This is a genomic window from Rhizobium sp. CSW-27 (assembly GCF_018760785.1).
Taxonomy (GTDB): Bacteria; Pseudomonadota; Alphaproteobacteria; order Rhizobiales; family Rhizobiaceae; genus Neorhizobium.
The window spans coordinates 563,427-580,281 of the sequence record NZ_JAHHZO010000001.1 but is presented as its reverse complement, the minus strand read 5'-3'; the positions used below and the strand labels follow the sequence as shown (position 1 = coordinate 580,281).

Sequence of the window (16,855 nt, the reverse complement as noted above, 5' to 3'; positions counted from 1 at the left end):
GGAGGCCCCTCATGACCAGGCTGCTGGCCGGTTCCCTTTTTCTGCTGATGGCGGCACCGGCCGTCTGGGCTGCCGGCGACGGACCGAATAGCCGCGTCTACAATGACAAGGATTTTCAGCCGCCTCAGCGCTATTACTGCGTCATCGATCCGCCGAAGAGCGCCGGCACGAGGCGTCCCTCGGTCTGCCGGGCGGAGCCCGGCCGGGTCGGCGGGCGCTGCCGCTGCGACAATGTCACCGGCAGCGGCACGCTGCGGCTCGGCGGTTGAGCCCTCGAGCCTGTCTGGCCCGGATTGTAGCCGGCAGCCGCTGTTTTCGTTTGTCTTTTAGGGAAGCCGGATTCCATTTTTCCCCGAAAGGCTCTATTTCTCCAGCAGCGCCACCGCTTCGACATGCGTCGACCACAGGAACTGGTCGATGGGCGTGACGATCGAGATCCGGTAGCCGGCAGCGGTCAGGATGGCGAGGTCGCGGGCCAGCGTCAGCGGATTGCAGCTGACGGCGGCAATCTTCCTGACGCCGGATCGCGCCAGTTCCCTGACCTGCTCCTCGGCCCCGGCGCGCGGCGGATCGAACACCACGGCATCATAGACCTTCAGTTCCTGCGCCGTCAGCGGCCGGCGGAACAGGTCGCGCCGCTCCACCGTCACCGGCTTCAGGCCCTGCGCGCGGCGCGCCGCCTGGTCCAGCGCCTCGATTGCCTTCGGCGCGCTTTCCACCGCATGCACCTTGGCCTGCCGGGCAATCCTGAGAGCAAAGGTGCCGGCGCCGGCAAACAGGTCCGCCACGCGTTTGGCCTTGCCGAGATGCGCAAGAACCAGCGCGACCATCGTCTCCTCCGCCTCGCGTGTCGCCTGGGTGAAGCCGCCCGGTGGCAGCGCCACCTGCACGCCGCCGAAATCGAGGAGCGGCTTTTGCGGTTCAACGAGAATGTCGCCCTCGATGGAGACGCGGGCAATGCCCTTTAGTTGCAGCACGCAATCGACCACCGCCCGCCGTGCGGCGTCGGACAGGGGTTTGAGGCCTTCGGCGGCGAGGTCGAGACCCGTCAGCGTCTCGGTCACCGTCAGCCGCCAGGGCAGCGAGGTCACGCTGAGGGCCGCTGCCAGGCGGCGGATCGTCGCAAGCCTGTTGACGATGCCATCCGAGGCGATGGGACATTCGGCAATCGAAATGATGGTGTGGCTTTCGCCGCGGTTGAATCCCAGCAGCAGTTCCTTCTCCGTGCGGCGCACGGAAAAGGTCACGCGGCGGCGCTGGTGGGGTTTGGCCTGCACGAGACCGCGGATCTCTGGCTCCAGCCCTTTGGATTTCAGCGCGTCCACCACCAGTTGCCGCTTGAAGGCGTGGTAGGGCGCATCCGCCAGATGCTGCAGCGAACAGCCGCCGCAGGCATCGCTGTCCGGCCCGAAATGGCGACAGAGCGGCGCGACGCGGTCGGGCGAGGTTGTGGCGGTCGACATGACGGTGCCGTGATTGCCGTTGCGGGCAATCGCCACCGTTTCGCCGGGCAGCGCGAAGGGCACGTAGATCGGCCCGTCCGTGCCGTTGGCGATGCCATGGCCCTGCGCGCCGAGGCGCTTTATGGTAACGGTCTCGGTGCTCATGGTTTGCGTCCTGCCAACAGATATTCCTGATTGCCGTCACCGCCGGCGATGGGCGAGGGGATGAGGCCGAGGCTCGTCCAGCCCATCTCCTCTACCAGCCAGCGCTCCAGCCCGGCGGCCACATCCGGTGCCGTTTCCGGCGCCTTCAGCAGGCCGCCCTTGCCGATCGCCTCGCGGCCGGCCTCGAATTGCGGCTTTACCAGAAGGGCACACAGCGCCTGCGGTTCGGCAAGCTCCAGCGCCGGCGGCAGCGCGAGCTTCAGCGAAATGAAGGAGACATCCGAGACGACGAGAGAGAAGGGCAGGTCGCTCACATCCTCGCGGGTGAGGTTGCGGGCGTTCAGCCCTTCCAGATTGGTGACGCGCGGATCGTCTGCGATGCGCGGATGCATCTGCCCGTGGCCCACATCGACCGCCACCACATGCGCCGCCCCCCGTGCAAGCAGCACTTCGGTGAAGCCGCCGGTGGAGGCGCCGATATCGAGACAGTGGCGGCCGGCCGGATCGAGGCCGAAATGGTCGAGGGCGGCGACAAGCTTCAGCGCCGCGCGCGACACGTAGCCGCGGGCCGGATCCTCGATCGAAAGCCGCACATTGGCCGGCAGCACTTGGCCGGGCTTCGACACGGTTTCGCCGTTCACCTGCACGGTGCCGCGGATGATGGCATCACGGGCGCGCGAGCGGCTGGAAAACAGGCCGCGGGCCACGAGAAGCTGGTCCAGTCTTAAATCGTTGGAAGAGGTCATGGCCAGTCCAATGACGGTGATATGGCCGCAAGGCAAGCGCTTTGTGGCGCAAGGGCGCCGCCAAAGCTTAAGGAGATGTGAGGAAAGCGCGACATTCTGCACAGTTTCTCAATCCGATGTTAAGCGAATTGCGCTCTCTTTGGCGCATGTCATCGGCGCGCTCGCGCCATTGAAAGAGAAGAAGCCGCAGAAAGCCAATGTCCTTGAAGAACCTCTCCCTGAACAAGAAGCTGATCAGCACTTTTCTGGCCCTGATGTCCGTCTGCCTGCTTGCCTCGGCCGTGGTCTACTGGCAGGGGCTGAAATCGAGCCAGGCCTCGCGCGATCAGGCGCAGGCGCAGGCGATCGCCGCTGCCGTCAGTCTGGCGCTCGAAGGTCAGCTGGAGGAAAGCCTCTCCCAGCGCAGCTATCTGATGTCCGGCAACGAGGACATGCTGCGCAATGTGCGCGTCGCCCGCGACAGCGTGGTGGCGGCGCTGACCGAGGCCCGTAAACAGGCCGCCGCCTTCCCGACACTGGTTTCGACGCTGGACGAGATGCGCCGCGCCTCGGATGCCTTCCACCAGGAAGTGGTCGAGCCGCAGATCAAGGCACGCCAGAGCAAGGGAGCGGAGGATCTTGCCGCGCTTGCCAGCGCTGCCGGCAACAGCGTCAGCCAGCTTGCCGCATTCCAGGCTGCCGCGACCCGCATCAAGGCGCAGGTTTCCGATCTCACGCAGCAGATGGTGGCCCGCCAGGAGGCCGCCCATACCAGCCTGCTTCTGACGCTGCTGGTCGGCGGCGCGGTTGCCGGCGTCATCTCCGTCGGCCTCATCCTGCTGCTGTCGCGTGCCATCGTCAGCCCGATCGTCGGCATGACGCAGGCCATGTCGGAGCTTGCCGCGGGCAAGCATGACATCACCGTGCCGGCGCTCGATCGCGGCGACGAAGTGGGCCAGATGGCCAAGGCGGTTGCCGTGTTCAAGGATGCGGCCATCGAGAAGCTGCGCCTGTCGCGCGAGACCGACGAGATCCGCCAGACCAGCGACCGGGAGCGCCAGTCGAACGACGAGCGCAAGGCCCGCGAGGCGGCCGAGGTGGAATTTGCCATGAACGCGCTGGCAAGCGGCCTCTCCAATCTCGCCGACGGCAATGTCGCCTATCGTATCGACAAGTCCTTCGCGCCGCATCTTGATCGCCTGCGCGTGGATTTCAACCAGGCACTGGCGAAGCTGCAGGATGCCATGCAGGGCGTCGGCCGCAATGCCTCCGCCATCAATGCCGGCGCGGCCGAAATCCGCGCCGCCACCGACGATCTCGCCAAGCGCACCGAACGCCAGGCGGCCTCCGTCGAGCAGACGGCGGCGGCGGTGGAGGAGGTCACCACCACGGTGCGCGATTCCGCCAAGCGGGCCGAGGATGTCGGCCAGCGGGTCGAGCGCGCCCGCCAGAGCGCCGAACGCTCCGGCGATGTGGTGCGCCGGGCCGTGGCGGCCATGGAAGGCATTTCGAAGTCCTCGCACGAGATCATCAACATCATCAGCGTCATCGATGACATTGCCTTCCAGACCAATCTTCTGGCGCTGAATGCCGGCGTGGAAGCCGCGCGCGCCGGCGAAGCCGGCAAGGGCTTTGCCGTTGTTGCGCAGGAGGTGCGCGAACTCGCGCAGCGTTCCGCCAATGCCGCCAAGGAAATCAAGAGCCTGATCACCAATTCCAGCCAGCAGGTGGATGCCGGGGTAGCGCTGGTCGGCGAAACCGGCGAGGCGCTGCAGGCGATCGTGACCGAGGTTCTGGAGATCAACGAGAACATCCAGGCGATCGTCGTTTCCTCGCGCGAACAGTCGACCGGCCTGCAGGAGATCAACACGGCAATCAGCGCCATGGACCAGAACACCCAGCAGAATGCCGCGATGGTGGAGGAACAGACGGCCGCAAGCCATGCGCTGGCCAAGGAGGCCGGCGAGCTGGATGCGCTGCTGCGCCAGTTCCGCCTCGGCAGCGGGGCGGCTGCGCCGCTCGAACGCCCGGTCTTCTCTCCGTCGACGGCAGCCTCGGCTTCCGCGGCCCGCAGCCCGGCGCCGCAGCCGGCCGCACGCCAGGCTTCGGCACCCGCAGCGCGCCCGGCCATGGCCCGCGGCCCGGTTGCCGCTTCGGCGTCTGCCCGTCCCGCCCCGTCGCCGGCCGGCGCGCTGCGCAACAAGCTGACCCAGGCCTTCGCCGGTTCCGCCCCGGCAGCTCGCCCGGCCGACAACTGGGAAGAGTTCTGACCGCCCGCAGCTTCGCCTCCCGCATCCGATCGGGGCCGGCTTCGTCCGGCCCCTTTTCGTCTCGGCATGACGGGCGCTGGCCGCCGCAACGGCTGCAAAAGGCGTTAGGCGTTATATGCCTGCAAAGATGAAGGCCTAGGGAAGCGGGGCGAGGCGGTTTGCCGTGACGCCCGCTTTCGTCTCCACGGCCTTTTTCAAGGACGCGACATCATGATCAAGTCATTGTTCGCCGGTACTGCCCTCATCCTTCTGTCCTCCGGTTTCGCGCTTGCCACCGAAGCCGGCACCACGGTTTCGACGCCGTGCCCGTTTGGCGATTGCGCCGCCGCCATCAGCCTTGCCTATGCGGGCGAGTTCGACATCGCGACCGGCACCAAGGTGGACGGCGTGGAACTCGGCGGCCTCTCCGGCATCGATTTCGACCCCGCGACCGGCCATTACATCGCCATCTCCGACGACCGCTCGGAAAAGGCGCCGGCCCGCTTCTATGAACTTTCCATCGACGCATCCGCCGCCGGCATCAAGGATGTGAAGGTTCTGCGCACCGTGACCCTGAAGACGGAAAAGGGCGAGGCCTTTGCCGCAAAGGCCGTCGATCCGGAAGCGATCCGTCTTGGCAAGGACGGGATCTACTGGACGAGCGAGGGTGACGCCAAGCAGCTGCTGCCGCCCTTCGTGCACGTGGCCCGGCCGGACGGATCGTTCCTGCGTGAATTCACCCTGCCGCAGGGCTTTGCCCCGACCGCCGACAATACAAGCGGCATCCGCAACAACCTCGCCTTCGAGGGCCTCGCCTTCCTGCCGAACGGCGATGTGATGGTTCAGACCGAATCCGCCCTCAACCAGGACGGCCCGATCTCCAGCCTCACCACCGGCGCACTTGCCCGCATGATCCGCTATGATGCGGCAAGCGGTGAGCCGAAGGCCGAGTATGTCTATCCCGTCGAGCCGATCAGCCAGGCGCCGAAGAAGGAGAAGGGCTGGAACGACAACGGCGTTCCGGAAATCCTCGCGCTCGACGACCACCGCCTGCTTGTCATCGAACGCGGCTTTGCCGAAGGGTTTGGCACCTCGATCAAGCTGTTCATGATCGACACCGAAGGCGCGACCGACGTTTCCGCCATCGCCTCTCTGGTGAAGACAGACCAGCCCATCGTGCCGGTGCGCAAGAGCCAGGTGCTCGACATGCGCGCCCTCGGCCTCGAGCCCGACAATATCGAGGGCATGACCTTTGCCAAGGGAACGGATGGCAGCGATCTTCTCCTCTTCGTCGCCGACAACAATTTTTCGGCCCAGCAGAAGACGCAGTTCTATGCGTTCAAGGTGCTGAAGCGGCCTTGAGGGCGTCAGGCGGCGCGGTCGCAGGGCCGCGCCGGCTTTTTTGGGGGGGCACGAGAGGGCGGTGCGGGGGCATCCTCTTCCGTCCTGCCGGACATCGCCCACGAGGAGTACGCGCCCCATCGACCGCGTCCGCGCTATCCTTCTGGCCGTCGGTGCCCTTGTTCCGGCAACGCCCACCCCGCCGTCATCCTCGGGCTTGACCCGAGGATCCATGCCATCCGCACACGGCCACAGCCTGTCACAGCCCCGGCCCTTAGGTCACCCCGCCGCGCCCACCTGAACCCCACGCCCCAGCGCGCTGAACACCGTCTTCACGATGCCGGCGCGGTCGAGACCCGCCTTGGCATACATCACTTCGGGCTTGGCCTGGTCCATCCAGAGATCCGGCAGCACCAGCGAGCGGATCTTGAGGCCGGTGTCGAGCAGACCCTCGTTGGCGAGGAAATGCATCACCTGTGAACCGAAACCGCCCACGGCGCCTTCCTCCACGGTCACCACGATCTCGTGGTGGCGGGCGAGCTGGCGGATGAGGTCGTGGTCGAGGGGTTTGGCGAAGCGGGCATCGGCCACCGTGGTGGAAAGGCCGGCGGCATCCAGATCTTCCGCCGCCAGCAGACAGTCGGCGAGCCGCGTGCCGAAGGAGAGAAGCGCCACCTTGGCGCCCTGCTTCATCACCCGACCCTTGCCGATTTCGAGAATTTCGCCGCGTTCCGGCAGTTCGACGCCCACCCCTTCGCCGCGCGGATAGCGGAAGGAGATCGGGCCGCCGTCATAGGCTGCGGCGGTGCGCACCATGTGCTTCAGCTCCGCCTCGTCGGCCGCCGCCATCACCACGAAGCCGGGCAGCGAGGCGAGGAAGCCGGTGTCGAAGGAGCCGGCATGCGTCGGCCCGTCGGCGCCGACAAAGCCGGCGCGGTCGATGGGGAAGCGGACGGGCAGGCCCTGGATCGCCACGTCATGCACCACCTGGTCATAGCCGCGCTGCAGGAAGGTGGAATAGAGCGCACAGAAGGGCTTGTAGCCTTCAGACGCGAGGCCCGCGGCAAAGGTTACCGCATGCTGTTCGGCAATGCCCACATCGAAGGTGCGGGCGGGATAGAGGTTTTGCAGCTTGTCGAGCCCGGTGCCGGAGGGCATGGCGGCGGTGATGCCGACGATCTTCTCGTCAAGCGCCGCTTCCTGCACCAGCGCATCGGCAAACACGGATGTATAGCTCGGCGCATTCGGCTTGGCTTTCGCCTGCGCGCCGGTGATGACGTCGAACTTGTTGACGCCATGATACTTGTCGGCGGCGGCTTCGGCGGGGGCATAGCCCTTGCCCTTCTGCGTCACCACATGGATCAGCACCGGGCCTTTCGCATTGTCGCGCACATTGCGCAGCACCGGCAGCAGATGCTCGAAGGAGTGCCCGTCGATCGGGCCGATATGGTAAAAGCCCATCTCCTCGAACATGGTGCCGCCGGTCACATAGCCGCGCGCATGTTCCACCGCGCGGGTAATGGCGCGGTCGATGTTCTTGCCGAGATAGGCGGTCAGCTTCTTGCCGAACTCGCGAAAGCCCATATAGCTGCGGCCAGAGGCAAGCCGCGCCAGATAGGCGCTCATCGCCCCCGTCGGCGGCGCAATTGACATGTCGTTGTCGTTGAGGATGACGATCAGGCGCGCATCGAGCGCGCCGGCATTGTTGAGCGCCTCATAGGCCATGCCGGCCGACATCGCGCCATCGCCGATCACGGCAATCACGTTGCGCGGCGTCTTGGAAAGCTCGGCGGCAACGGCCATGCCGAGCCCGGCGGAAATCGAGGTGGAGGAGTGGGCGGCGCCGAAGGGGTCATATTCGCTTTCGGCCCGCTTGGTGAAGCCGGAAAGCCCGCCTTCCTGGCGCAGCGTGCGGATGCGTTCGCGCCGGCCGGTCAGGATCTTGTGCGGATAGCACTGGTGGCCGACATCGAAGATCAGCCGGTCGTCCGGCGTGTTGAATACCTTGTGGATGGCGATCGTCAGTTCCACCACGCCAAGACCCGCGCCCAGATGGCCGCCCGTTTTCGAAACCGCGTCGATCATCTCGTCGCGCAGTTCGCGCGCCAGCTGCGGCAGGTCGCGGTCTTCGAGGTTGCGCAGGTCGGCGGGCCAGCTTACCTGGTCCAAGAGCGGCGTCTGGGGCATGGAGGTCACGAGTTTGATGCCTTTTCTGCTCTCGTCGGAGCCTTTGTCTCCCTCAACATGAGCAGAAACGCGGCTATTTCAAGTGTCACGAAGCCGCGCTTCTATAGCAATTCAACCTTCAAGGCAAAGGTACGAACTCTTCTTCATCGCCCGGCACGATGTCGAAACGGGCGGTGCGCCACTCTTCCTTGGCCTGCTCGATGCGTTCCTTGGAGGAGGACACGAAGTTCCACCAGATGTAGCGCTTCGAATTGAGCGCCGCACCCCCGAACAGCATCAGGTGGCAGCCCTCCGGCCCGCCTTCGAGCGTGATCGCATCGCCCGGCCGCAACACCAGCAGCTGGTCGGCCGCGAAGCGGTCTCCGGCAATAACAAGCGAGCCGGAGAGGATATAGATCGCCCGCTCCTCATGGGTGGCGGAAAAGGGAAAGCGCCGGCCGGCGGCCAGCGTCAGATCGGCATAGAGCGTATCGGTCAACGTCTCGACCGGGGAGGAGATGCCGTCGAGCGAGCCCATGACCACTCGCCCGCTGATGCCGGCAAGATCGATGATCGGCATGTTTTCCTTCGCGGTATGGGCAAAGGCGGGGTCGATCTCCTCCTTGTCGTCCGGCAGCGCCAGCCAGGTCTGCAACCCGGACATGGAGAGCGGATGGCCGCGCAGGTTTTCCGGCGTGCGCTCCGAATGCACGATGCCGCGCCCGGCCGTCATCAGGTTCACGTCGCCGGGGCGGATGACGAGCTCGGTGCCGAGGCTGTCGCGGTGCTTGATCTCGCCGTCGAAGAGATAGGTCACGGTGGAAAGCCCGATATGTGGATGCGGCTTCACATCCAGCGCCTCGCCGGCCTTCAGGATCGCCGGTCCCATGCGGTCGAAGAAGATGAAGGGGCCGACCAGCCGCCGCTGCCGGGTCGGCAGCGCCCGGCGCACTTCAAAGCCGCCGATATCGCTGGAGCGCGGGATGATCAGGTTCTCGATGGCATCACAGGCAAAGGCATCGCCGGCTTCAGGATCGGTTCCGGGAAAGAAGGACATGCTTGGTTCTCCTGTTCGTGTGGCTGCGGTTGCTCTCGATCTTCACCGGAAACCCTTGCGAGGAGGGGGGCTTGCGGGTGCGGCAGGAAAACCCCCTCTGGCCTGCCGGCCATCTCCCCCACAAGGGGGGAGAAGACCCGCGGCACCCGTCCAGCCAGATCCGAAACCCCTGATGTCGGAGCTCGCACGGTGCGGCCGGGTTAGCCCCTCCCCCTTGTGGGGAGGGGGTGGGGAGGGGTCTTCATCCGCATGGCGAACCCATCTGGTCAGGACGATGGCGGAAACCGGAGCCGGGGCTCCGTGTGAGATATGTGCGGTCACTCTGCCACGAACGACCCGCCCCGTCTTGTCCATTTACCCTGTGCCGAGCCGGATGACCCTGCCAAGGCTTCCGCTTTGACATTTGCGCCGCAAATCGCTACAGCACGCGCCATATCCGCCGCGTCCCGTCGCGGCCTCCCGCGCGAAAATGCGCCGTACTCCGAAAGACCTTATGTATGTCCGAACTGAATAACGCCGTTCCGGCGATTGCCAAGGCGTTGTCGAAACGCGGCTATGAAACGCTGACGCCGGTGCAGCAGGCGATGCTGGACCCGAAGCTTGCCGATGCCGATGCGCTGGTCTCCGCCAAGACCGGCTCCGGCAAGACCGTTGCCTTCGGCATGACGATGGCCTCCACGCTGCTGCCGGATGGCGCCGAACGCTTTGGCCGCGCCGGCGCGCCGCTGGCGCTGGTGATCGCGCCGACCCGCGAGCTTGCCCTGCAGGTGAAGCGCGAATTCGAATGGCTCTATGAAATGACCGGCGCGGTGATCGCCAGCTGCGTCGGCGGCATGGATATCCGCACCGAGCGGCGCGTCCTGGAACGCGGCGCCCATATCGTCGTCGGCACGCCCGGCCGCATCTGCGACCATATCCGCCGCAATGCGCTCGACATGTCGGAAGTGCGCGTCGCCGTGCTGGACGAGGCCGACGAGATGCTCGATCTCGGCTTCCGCGAGGATCTCGAATATATCCTCGAACAGGCACCGGATGATCGTCGCACGCTGATGTTCTCCGCCACCGTTCCCTCCGGCATCGCCAAGCTCGCCAAGCAGTATCAGCGCGATGCCGTGCGCATCGAGGTGGCGTCCGAGGAAAAGCAGCATGCGGACATCGAGTACCGCGCCCTGATGGTGGCACCGTCGGACCGCGAGAACGCCATCGTCAACGTGCTGCGCTTCTACGAGGCGAAGAATGCGATCGTCTTCTGCTCGACGCGCGCCAATGTGAACCACCTGACGGCGCGCCTCAGCAACCGCAATTTCTCCGTGGTGGCGCTGTCCGGCGAACTGACCCAGAACGAGCGCACCCATGCGCTGCAGGCCATGCGTGACGGTCGCGCCCGCGTCTGCATCGCAACCGACGTCGCTGCCCGCGGCATCGATCTTCCGGGCCTCGAACTTGTCATCCATGCGGATCTGCCGACCAATCCGGAAACCCTGCTGCACCGTTCGGGCCGCACGGGCCGCGCCGGCAACAAGGGCATCAGCGCCTTCATCGTGCCGGTCAACCAGCGCCGCAAGGCCGAGCGCCTGCTCGGCGGCGCCAATGTGACGCCCGCCTGGGTGCGCCCGCCCTCGGCCGAAGAGGTGATCGTCCGCGATCAGGAGCGCCTTCTCGCCGATCCCGTGTTTGCCGAGGAGGTGCGCGAGGAGGAGCAGGATCTCGTCGCGCGTCTGGTGGAAAGCTACGGCGCCGAGAAGCTCGCCGCTGCCTTCGTCAACCTGCACCGCAATAACAATGCCGCGCCGGAGGATCTGCTCGAGGTCTTCGTCGATGCGCCGGGCCGCAAGCCGCGCGAGCGGGGCAATGACCGTGCCGATTTCCGTGGCGAGGCCGGCGAAAGCTTCCCCTCCACCCCGCGCACGCCGCGCGGCGATTTCGGCCCGGCCATCTGGCTGTCGCTGTCGGTCGGCCGCAAGCAGAATGCGGAGCCGCGCTGGCTGATCCCCATGCTCTGCCGCAACGGCAACATCACCAAGTCGGGCATCGGCGCGATCAAGATGCAGCAGACGGAAACCTATGTGGAACTGTCCGCCGATGTGGCCGACACCTTCCTCGGAGCCATCGGTCCCAACCGCATGCTGGAACGGGGCGTGCGGGTGACGGTACTGGACAGCGTTCCGGATCTCACCCGTCAGTCCGAGCCGCGCAGCTTTGAAAAGCGCAGCTTCGAGGATCGCCCGCCGCGCCGCGAGTTCAACGATGGCCCGCGCGAAGGCGGCCGCGACGACCGCGCCCGTGACGACTGGGGCAAGGGCAAGCCGAGGGCGAAGCCGGCCCATGCCGGCGACGACGCCCGCCCGGCGAAAAGCTTCGACAAGCCCTTCCGCGACAAGCCGGCCCGCAACGATCGGCCCCAGGGCGAGAAGGGCTACGGCGAAAAATCCTATGGCGACAAGCCGTATGGCGAAAAGGCTTACGGCGACAAGCCGGCCGGCGAGCGCCCCTTCCGCGACAAGCCCTTCAAGAAGGACGGCAAGCCCGCCTTCAAGGATGGCGCCAGGCCCGCAAAATCCCCTGCCGGCAAGGGCAAGCCGAAAAAGGCCAATGGCAAGGACCGGTGGAGCTGACCGCCACCTGATCGGCCCGTCCGCAGCGTGAGCAAGAACCGGAAGACCGGCAGCCGCCCTTGTGCTGCCGGCCTTTTCGTTGGCGAGCGGCTGTTCAGGCTGGGACTGGGGCGAGAACTGCGTTCGCCACTTAAAATCCTGTTCCGCTTGCCGCGCCGATGCGCTATCGCCACCCGAGCGACCGGAGGAAAGGAAGTTGGGCATGGGCGATCTCGTTATTCTCGATGGCGGCATGAGCCGTGAACTGGTGCGGCTCGGGGCCGAGTTGAAGCAGCCGGAATGGTCGGCGCTGGCGCTGATCGACAGCCCCGCCATCGTGCGGCAGGTGCATGCGGACTTCATTGCTGCCGGTGCCGATGTCGTCACCACCAATTCCTATGCGCTGGTGCCCTTCCATATCGGCGAGGAGCGGTTCGCGACGCAGGGCGCTTCCCTCATCGCGCTGTCCGGCCGGCTGGCGCGCGAGGCGGCGGATGCGGCCGGGCGGCCGGTAAAGGTGGCCGGCGGCCTGCCGCCGATCTTCGGTTCCTACGAGCCGGAAAACTTCGATGCCTCCCGCGTGCAGGACTATCTTTCGGTGCTGGTCGAGAACCTCGACCCCTTCGTGGATGTGTGGCTCGGCGAAACGCTGTCGCTGATCGCCGAGGGCGAGGCGGTGCGCGTCGCCGTGGCCGGCACGGGAAAACCCTTCTGGATCTCCTTCACGCTGGCCGACGATGCGGCGCAGGTGGCGGGGGCAAAGCCGAAGCTTCGCTCCGGCGAAGCGGTCGCGGATGCGGCCGCCTGGGCGGCGGGGTCCGGTGCGGCGGCGCTTCTGTTCAACTGCGCCCGTCCGGAGGTGATGGAGGCGGCCGTGCGGGTGGCCTCCGACGTCTTCCGCGACAAGGGCGTGTCGCTGGCGATCGGCGTCTATGCCAATGCCTTCGAAAGCGATACGGATGAGAGCGCTGCCAATGAGGGCCTGCACGATACCCGCAAGGACCTCACCAGCGATGTCTATTCCCGCTTCGCCTGCAATTGGGCAGAGGCCGGCGCATCGATGATCGGCGGCTGCTGCGGCATCGGCGCGGAACATATCCACCAACTGGCGGGGGCGTTGAAGGCGCGCTAGGAACGGGCGGCAACAGCAGGGCGACGTAACCGGGAACGGCAGGGCAGGTGCATATCCTCTTCGATCAGGCGGAACTCAGCTATGGGCCGGTGGTGGCGCTGAAGCCGCTGTCGCTTTCGCTTCGCGAGAACCGCATTGGCGTGATCGGCCTCAACGGGTCGGGCAAGACCAGCTTTGCCCGCCTCGTCAACGGTCTCGCCAAGCCAAGCCGCGGAAAGGTGACGCTGGACGGGCTCGACACGGTGGCGGATGAGAAGGCGGTGATGGCGGCTACCGGCTTCATCTTCCAGAACCCCGGCCACCAGATCATTCTGCCGGTCATCCGCGACGACATCGCGCTCGGGCCGCGCAGCCGCGGCCTGAAGGGAAGGGAGCTCGAGGAGCGGGTGGAGACGGTGCTTGCCCGCTTCGGTCTTGTCGAACTGGCATCAAGACGCCCGCATGAACTGTCCGGCGGGCAGTTGCAACTGGCCGCGCTCGCTGCCGTCGTTGTGAACCGCCCGAAGCTCATCCTGTTCGACGAGCCGACCAACCAGCTTGATCTGAGGAACCGCGCATTGGTCAAGGCGGCGATCGACGGTCTGCAGGAGCAGGCGATCGTCATCAGCCATGATCTCGATCTGGTCAGGGATTTCGGCCGGGTGCTGGTGTTCCACGAAGGGGCGCTCGTCTTCGATGGCGAGGGGCCGGCAGCAATTGCCCGCTACCGGGAGATCGCCGCATGCTGACAGGCCTGCATGTGACGGGAAACACCGCGATGCACCGCCTGCCGGCGGGGCCGAAGCTTGCGGCGCTGGCGCTGGCAAGCCTTGTCCTGTTCTTCGTGCACAGCGCCCTGCCGCTTGCCCTGGCCGTCATCCTCACGGGCACGCTCTATCTTCGGCTCGGGCTTTCGGTCGGTGAAGCGTTGCGGCGGGTGCGGCCGGTGCTGATCACCATCTGCCTGTTCGGCCTCCTCAATGTCGTGCTGGTTTCGCCGCTGGAAGCGCTCTCCTCCACGCTCCGGCTGCTTGCCATCCTGTTTTTCGCGGCCACCGTGACCACCACCACCTCCATTGCCGATTTCATGGCGGTTCTCACCCGCCTGCTGCTGCCGCTGGAGCGGCTCGGCGTGGTGAAGGCCAGCGATGTGGGGCTGGCCGTGGGCCTGGTGCTGCGCTTCGTGCCGGAGATCGCCGCCCGCCATGCGACGCTGAGGGAAGCGCATCGCGCCCGCGGCGTGCCGGTGAAGCTGCACCGCCTGCTCGGTCCGCTGATCATTTCCACCTTGAAGGATGCCGACAGCATTGCCGAGGCGATTGACGCGCGCGGCATTCGCGGTCACTAAGGCATGTCGCGCAGGAACGTGCAGCGGTCTTGCGATGACGGCAGGCGATCAAAGACGAGCTTGAAGCGAGGGGCGCCAGGCGGAAAGACCGCGACAGGCTTCCTGCCTCATGCACTGTTTCTTCCGGAGAGAAATTCCATGACCACCAGGGATCTGGTTCTTGCGGCACTGTTCACCGCGATCATCATCGTACTCGGCCTCATTCCGCCGGTCACGCTCGGCTTCATCCCGGTGCCGGTCACGGCGCAGTCCATGGGCGTCATGCTGGCCGGCTGCATCATCGGCGCCCGGCGCGGCGCAATGGCCTATGCGCTGCTGGTGGTGCTGGTCGCCATCAGCCTGCCGGTGCTGTCCGGCGGTCGCGGCGGCCTTGGCGTGCTGATGGGACCGACCGCCGGCTATATCGCCGGCTGGGTCATCGGCGCCTTTGTCACCGGGCTGGTTGCCGAACGCCTCGTGCGCGAGGGCCAGTCCGGCCTCGTGCAGATGGGCGGCTTCTTCCTTGCCAGCATCCTCGGCGGCATCGTGGTGGTCTATGCCTTCGGCATGCCGGTCGTGTCGCTCGTCACCGGCACGCCCTTTGCCAAGGTTGCCCTCGGCTCGCTCGCCTTCCTGCCCGGCGACCTCCTGAAAGCCGCCATCGCCACGCTCGCCGCCCGCGCCGTGATGGTGGGCTATCCGCTTCTGCCGCAGCGGGCGTGAACGGCGCGTCCAGGGCCGGCGCGCACCTTTTCCAACAGGGCGCGCCGGGATCTTGATGATGAGACGGGTTGCTTAAGGACTCATGCAGTCCGCCTGATAATGCCGCTCAGTCCAGATACTGGTAGAGCCAGTCGCGCAGGTCCTCGGGCAGGGGAATCGGCTCGCCGGTCTCCGGATTGCAGGCGGTCCAGACGATTTCGGCCTCGGCCACCAGTTCGTTGTCGCGCTCCATCAGGATGGAGAAGCCGGCTGTCTTGCCGCCGATCTTGCTGACGCGCACCGCGGTCTTCACCGTTTCGCCCACATGCAGCGCCTTGTGCAGCTGGCAGCCGACCCGGGACACGCCGAAGGCCGGCGTCGGCATGTCGGGGGCGTGGGTGGCCCAGAATTCGGCAAGCGCCTCTTCCGCATAGGAGACATAGGAGGAACTGTGCATCTCGCCGCGCATGCCCACATCGCGGAAGGCCACGCGGAAGCTGTGGATCGTCTCGTCGCTCACATCGTCTCCCATGCCGGTTGCTGTGGCTGCATTTAAGACGAGCCGAGCCGCTCGAACAAGCCACGTGCCACCGAAGTGCCTTGAAAACCGCTGGTTTTTACGCCATTTCCGCAGGCAGCGCCCGTGTTTGGCCGTGGCAGGAGCCCGCACCAATGACCACCCGTCTTTACGAGCATAAGATCTTCCTCGAACACAACACGCCGGATGGCCATCCGGAGCGGGCCGATCGGCTGCGCTCGCTGGCGCTGGCGCTGGAGCATCCGAATTTCGACCGGCTGGACCGCAGGCAAGCCCCGCAGGCCAACGAGGATGCGGTAACCCTTGCCCATCCCGAAAGCCACCTCTTCTCCGTGATGCGCGAGATCCCCGAGGAAGAGGATCTGATCCGCCAGATCGAGGCGGATACGCATGTCAGCCAGAAGAGCCTGCAGGCGGCGCTGACGGCGGTCGGCGGGGCAATCGCCGCCGTGGACGACGTGTTTGCCGGCGCAGCCGACAATGTGTTCGTCGCCTCGCGCCCGCCCGGCCACCATGCCGAAAAGGCCAAGGCCATGGGCTTCTGCCTGTTCAACAACGTGGCGATTGCCGCCCGCCATGCGCAGAAGACCTATGGCGTCGAGCGCATCGCCATCGTCGACTGGGACGTGCACCATGGCAACGGCACCCAGGATATCTTCTGGGACGATCCCTCGGTGCTGTTCTGCTCCACCCACCAGATGCCGCTCTATCCCGGCACCGGCGCGCTTTCGGAAACCGGGGCGCATGACAATGTGGTCAATGCACCGCTTTCGCCGCATGCGGCGGGCGATCATTTCCGCGAGGCCTTTTCCAGCCGCGTGCTGCCGGCGCTCAACAATTTCCGCCCGGACCTGCTGCTGATTTCCGCGGGCTTCGATGCCCATCACCGCGATCCGCTGGCGCAGATCAACCTCGTCGGCGACGATTTCGACTGGGCCACCGGACGGCTGATGGAAATCGCCGGGAAATACGCCGGCAACCGGGTCGTCAGCCTGCTGGAAGGCGGCTATGATCTGGAAGGCCTCGCCGAATCGGCGGGCCTGCATATCCTCAGACTGATGAAAGGCTAAGAATGTCGGAGAGCGCTACCGCCCACGACGTCAGCGGCTACACCTTTGAAAAGGCCGTGGCGGAACTGGAAAGCATCGTGGCCCGCCTGGAGCGCGGCGACGTTGCGCTGGACGAGTCGATTGCCATCTACGAGCGTGGCGAGGCACTGAAAAAGCACTGCGAAAAGCTGCTGGCCGCCGCCGAAAACCGCATCGAGAAGATCCGCCTGGACCGGGCCGGCCAGCCGCAGGGCGTCGAACCGCTGGACGGCGCCTGACCTGTCTCCGCCCTTGGGACCAAGGGCGGCCTCGCGCCCCTTGCCGGGCGCTGCAACCCGGCGGAACCAATGGCCGGTCGACACGTTGACGGGCCATGGCAAAAGACACAG

15 protein-coding genes are annotated in these 16,855 nt (G+C 66.0%); 10 read left to right on the top strand and 5 right to left on the bottom strand.

What is annotated here, in order from left to right:
• The first annotated feature begins 11 nt into the window (after window positions 1-11).
• Complete coding sequence (locus KLP42_RS02960) at window positions 12-269, top strand: hypothetical protein (RefSeq protein ID WP_215564642.1); 258 nt, start codon at window positions 12-14, stop codon at window positions 267-269.
• A gap of 93 nt (window positions 270-362) precedes the next feature.
• Here the strand turns inward: KLP42_RS02960 and KLP42_RS02955 are convergent, their stop codons facing one another.
• Window positions 363-1,607 (bottom strand): class I SAM-dependent RNA methyltransferase, encoded by a 1,245-nt coding sequence (locus KLP42_RS02955; RefSeq protein WP_215564641.1) that lies wholly within the window; start codon window positions 1,605-1,607, stop codon window positions 363-365.
• Window positions 1,604-2,353: a TlyA family RNA methyltransferase gene (locus KLP42_RS02950; protein ID WP_215564638.1), complete on the bottom strand. Its 750-nt coding sequence runs from the start codon at window positions 2,351-2,353 to the stop codon at window positions 1,604-1,606. Before KLP42_RS02950 ends, KLP42_RS02955 begins: the two co-directional genes overlap by 4 nt.
• Window positions 2,354-2,550: 197 nt before the next feature.
• Between KLP42_RS02950 and KLP42_RS02945 the strand changes: the two genes are divergently transcribed.
• Together KLP42_RS02945 and KLP42_RS02940 are read left to right on the top strand one after the other, a co-directional pair.
• The gene (locus KLP42_RS02945; RefSeq protein WP_215564636.1) at window positions 2,551-4,602 is read left to right on the top strand and encodes a methyl-accepting chemotaxis protein; all 2,052 of its coding nucleotides are present in this window, start codon (window positions 2,551-2,553) and stop codon (window positions 4,600-4,602) included.
• Between the two features lie 210 nt (window positions 4,603-4,812).
• Window positions 4,813-5,943, top strand: coding sequence for an esterase-like activity of phytase family protein (locus KLP42_RS02940; protein ID WP_215564634.1), 1,131 nt, complete (start codon window positions 4,813-4,815; stop codon window positions 5,941-5,943).
• Window positions 5,944-6,201: 258 nt separating this feature from the next.
• Here KLP42_RS02940 and dxs read toward each other — a convergent pair whose 3' ends face one another.
• Both dxs and KLP42_RS02930 read right to left on the bottom strand, forming a co-directional pair.
• Window positions 6,202-8,118, bottom strand: coding sequence for a 1-deoxy-D-xylulose-5-phosphate synthase (gene dxs / locus KLP42_RS02935; protein ID WP_215564632.1), 1,917 nt, complete (start codon window positions 8,116-8,118; stop codon window positions 6,202-6,204).
• A gap of 109 nt (window positions 8,119-8,227) precedes the next feature.
• Window positions 8,228-9,145 (bottom strand): pirin family protein, encoded by a 918-nt coding sequence (locus tag KLP42_RS02930; RefSeq protein WP_215564631.1) that lies wholly within the window; start codon window positions 9,143-9,145, stop codon window positions 8,228-8,230.
• Between the two features lie 497 nt (window positions 9,146-9,642).
• On the opposite strand from KLP42_RS02930, the gene KLP42_RS02925 reads away from it, so the two are divergent.
• From KLP42_RS02925 to KLP42_RS02905, 5 genes are all read left to right on the top strand, one after another.
• Window positions 9,643-11,760: a DEAD/DEAH box helicase gene (locus KLP42_RS02925; protein WP_215564630.1), complete on the top strand. Its 2,118-nt coding sequence runs from the start codon at window positions 9,643-9,645 to the stop codon at window positions 11,758-11,760.
• Between the two features lie 202 nt (window positions 11,761-11,962).
• Window positions 11,963-12,871: a homocysteine S-methyltransferase family protein gene (locus tag KLP42_RS02920; protein WP_215564629.1), complete on the top strand. Its 909-nt coding sequence runs from the start codon at window positions 11,963-11,965 to the stop codon at window positions 12,869-12,871.
• A 47-nt stretch (window positions 12,872-12,918) separates the two neighbouring features.
• A complete protein-coding gene (locus KLP42_RS02915) occupies window positions 12,919-13,599 on the top strand; it encodes an energy-coupling factor ABC transporter ATP-binding protein (RefSeq protein ID WP_215564627.1) in 681 nt (226 codons plus the stop codon).
• Complete coding sequence (locus KLP42_RS02910) at window positions 13,593-14,198, top strand: energy-coupling factor transporter transmembrane component T family protein (RefSeq protein WP_215564625.1); 606 nt, start codon at window positions 13,593-13,595, stop codon at window positions 14,196-14,198. The genes KLP42_RS02915 and KLP42_RS02910 overlap by 7 nt, the downstream gene beginning before the upstream one ends.
• A 138-nt stretch (window positions 14,199-14,336) precedes the next feature.
• Window positions 14,337-14,900 carry a biotin transporter BioY gene (locus KLP42_RS02905; RefSeq protein ID WP_215564624.1) on the top strand — a complete coding sequence of 188 codons (564 nt, stop codon included), beginning with the start codon at window positions 14,337-14,339 and terminating at the stop codon, window positions 14,898-14,900.
• 106 nt (window positions 14,901-15,006) lie between these two features.
• Here KLP42_RS02905 and KLP42_RS02900 read toward each other — a convergent pair whose 3' ends face one another.
• Entirely contained in the window at window positions 15,007-15,399 is a 393-nt protein-coding gene (locus KLP42_RS02900) for an acyl-CoA thioesterase (protein WP_353844792.1), read from the bottom strand.
• Window positions 15,400-15,551: 152 nt separating this feature from the next.
• Between KLP42_RS02900 and KLP42_RS02895 the strand changes: the two genes are divergently transcribed.
• Both KLP42_RS02895 and KLP42_RS02890 read left to right on the top strand, forming a co-directional pair.
• Window positions 15,552-16,487, top strand: coding sequence for a histone deacetylase family protein (locus tag KLP42_RS02895; protein ID WP_215564622.1), 936 nt, complete (start codon window positions 15,552-15,554; stop codon window positions 16,485-16,487).
• 2 nt (window positions 16,488-16,489) lie between these two features.
• A complete protein-coding gene (locus tag KLP42_RS02890; protein WP_149744854.1) occupies window positions 16,490-16,744 on the top strand; it encodes an exodeoxyribonuclease VII small subunit in 255 nt (84 codons plus the stop codon).
• Window positions 16,745-16,855: the final 111 nt, after the last annotated feature.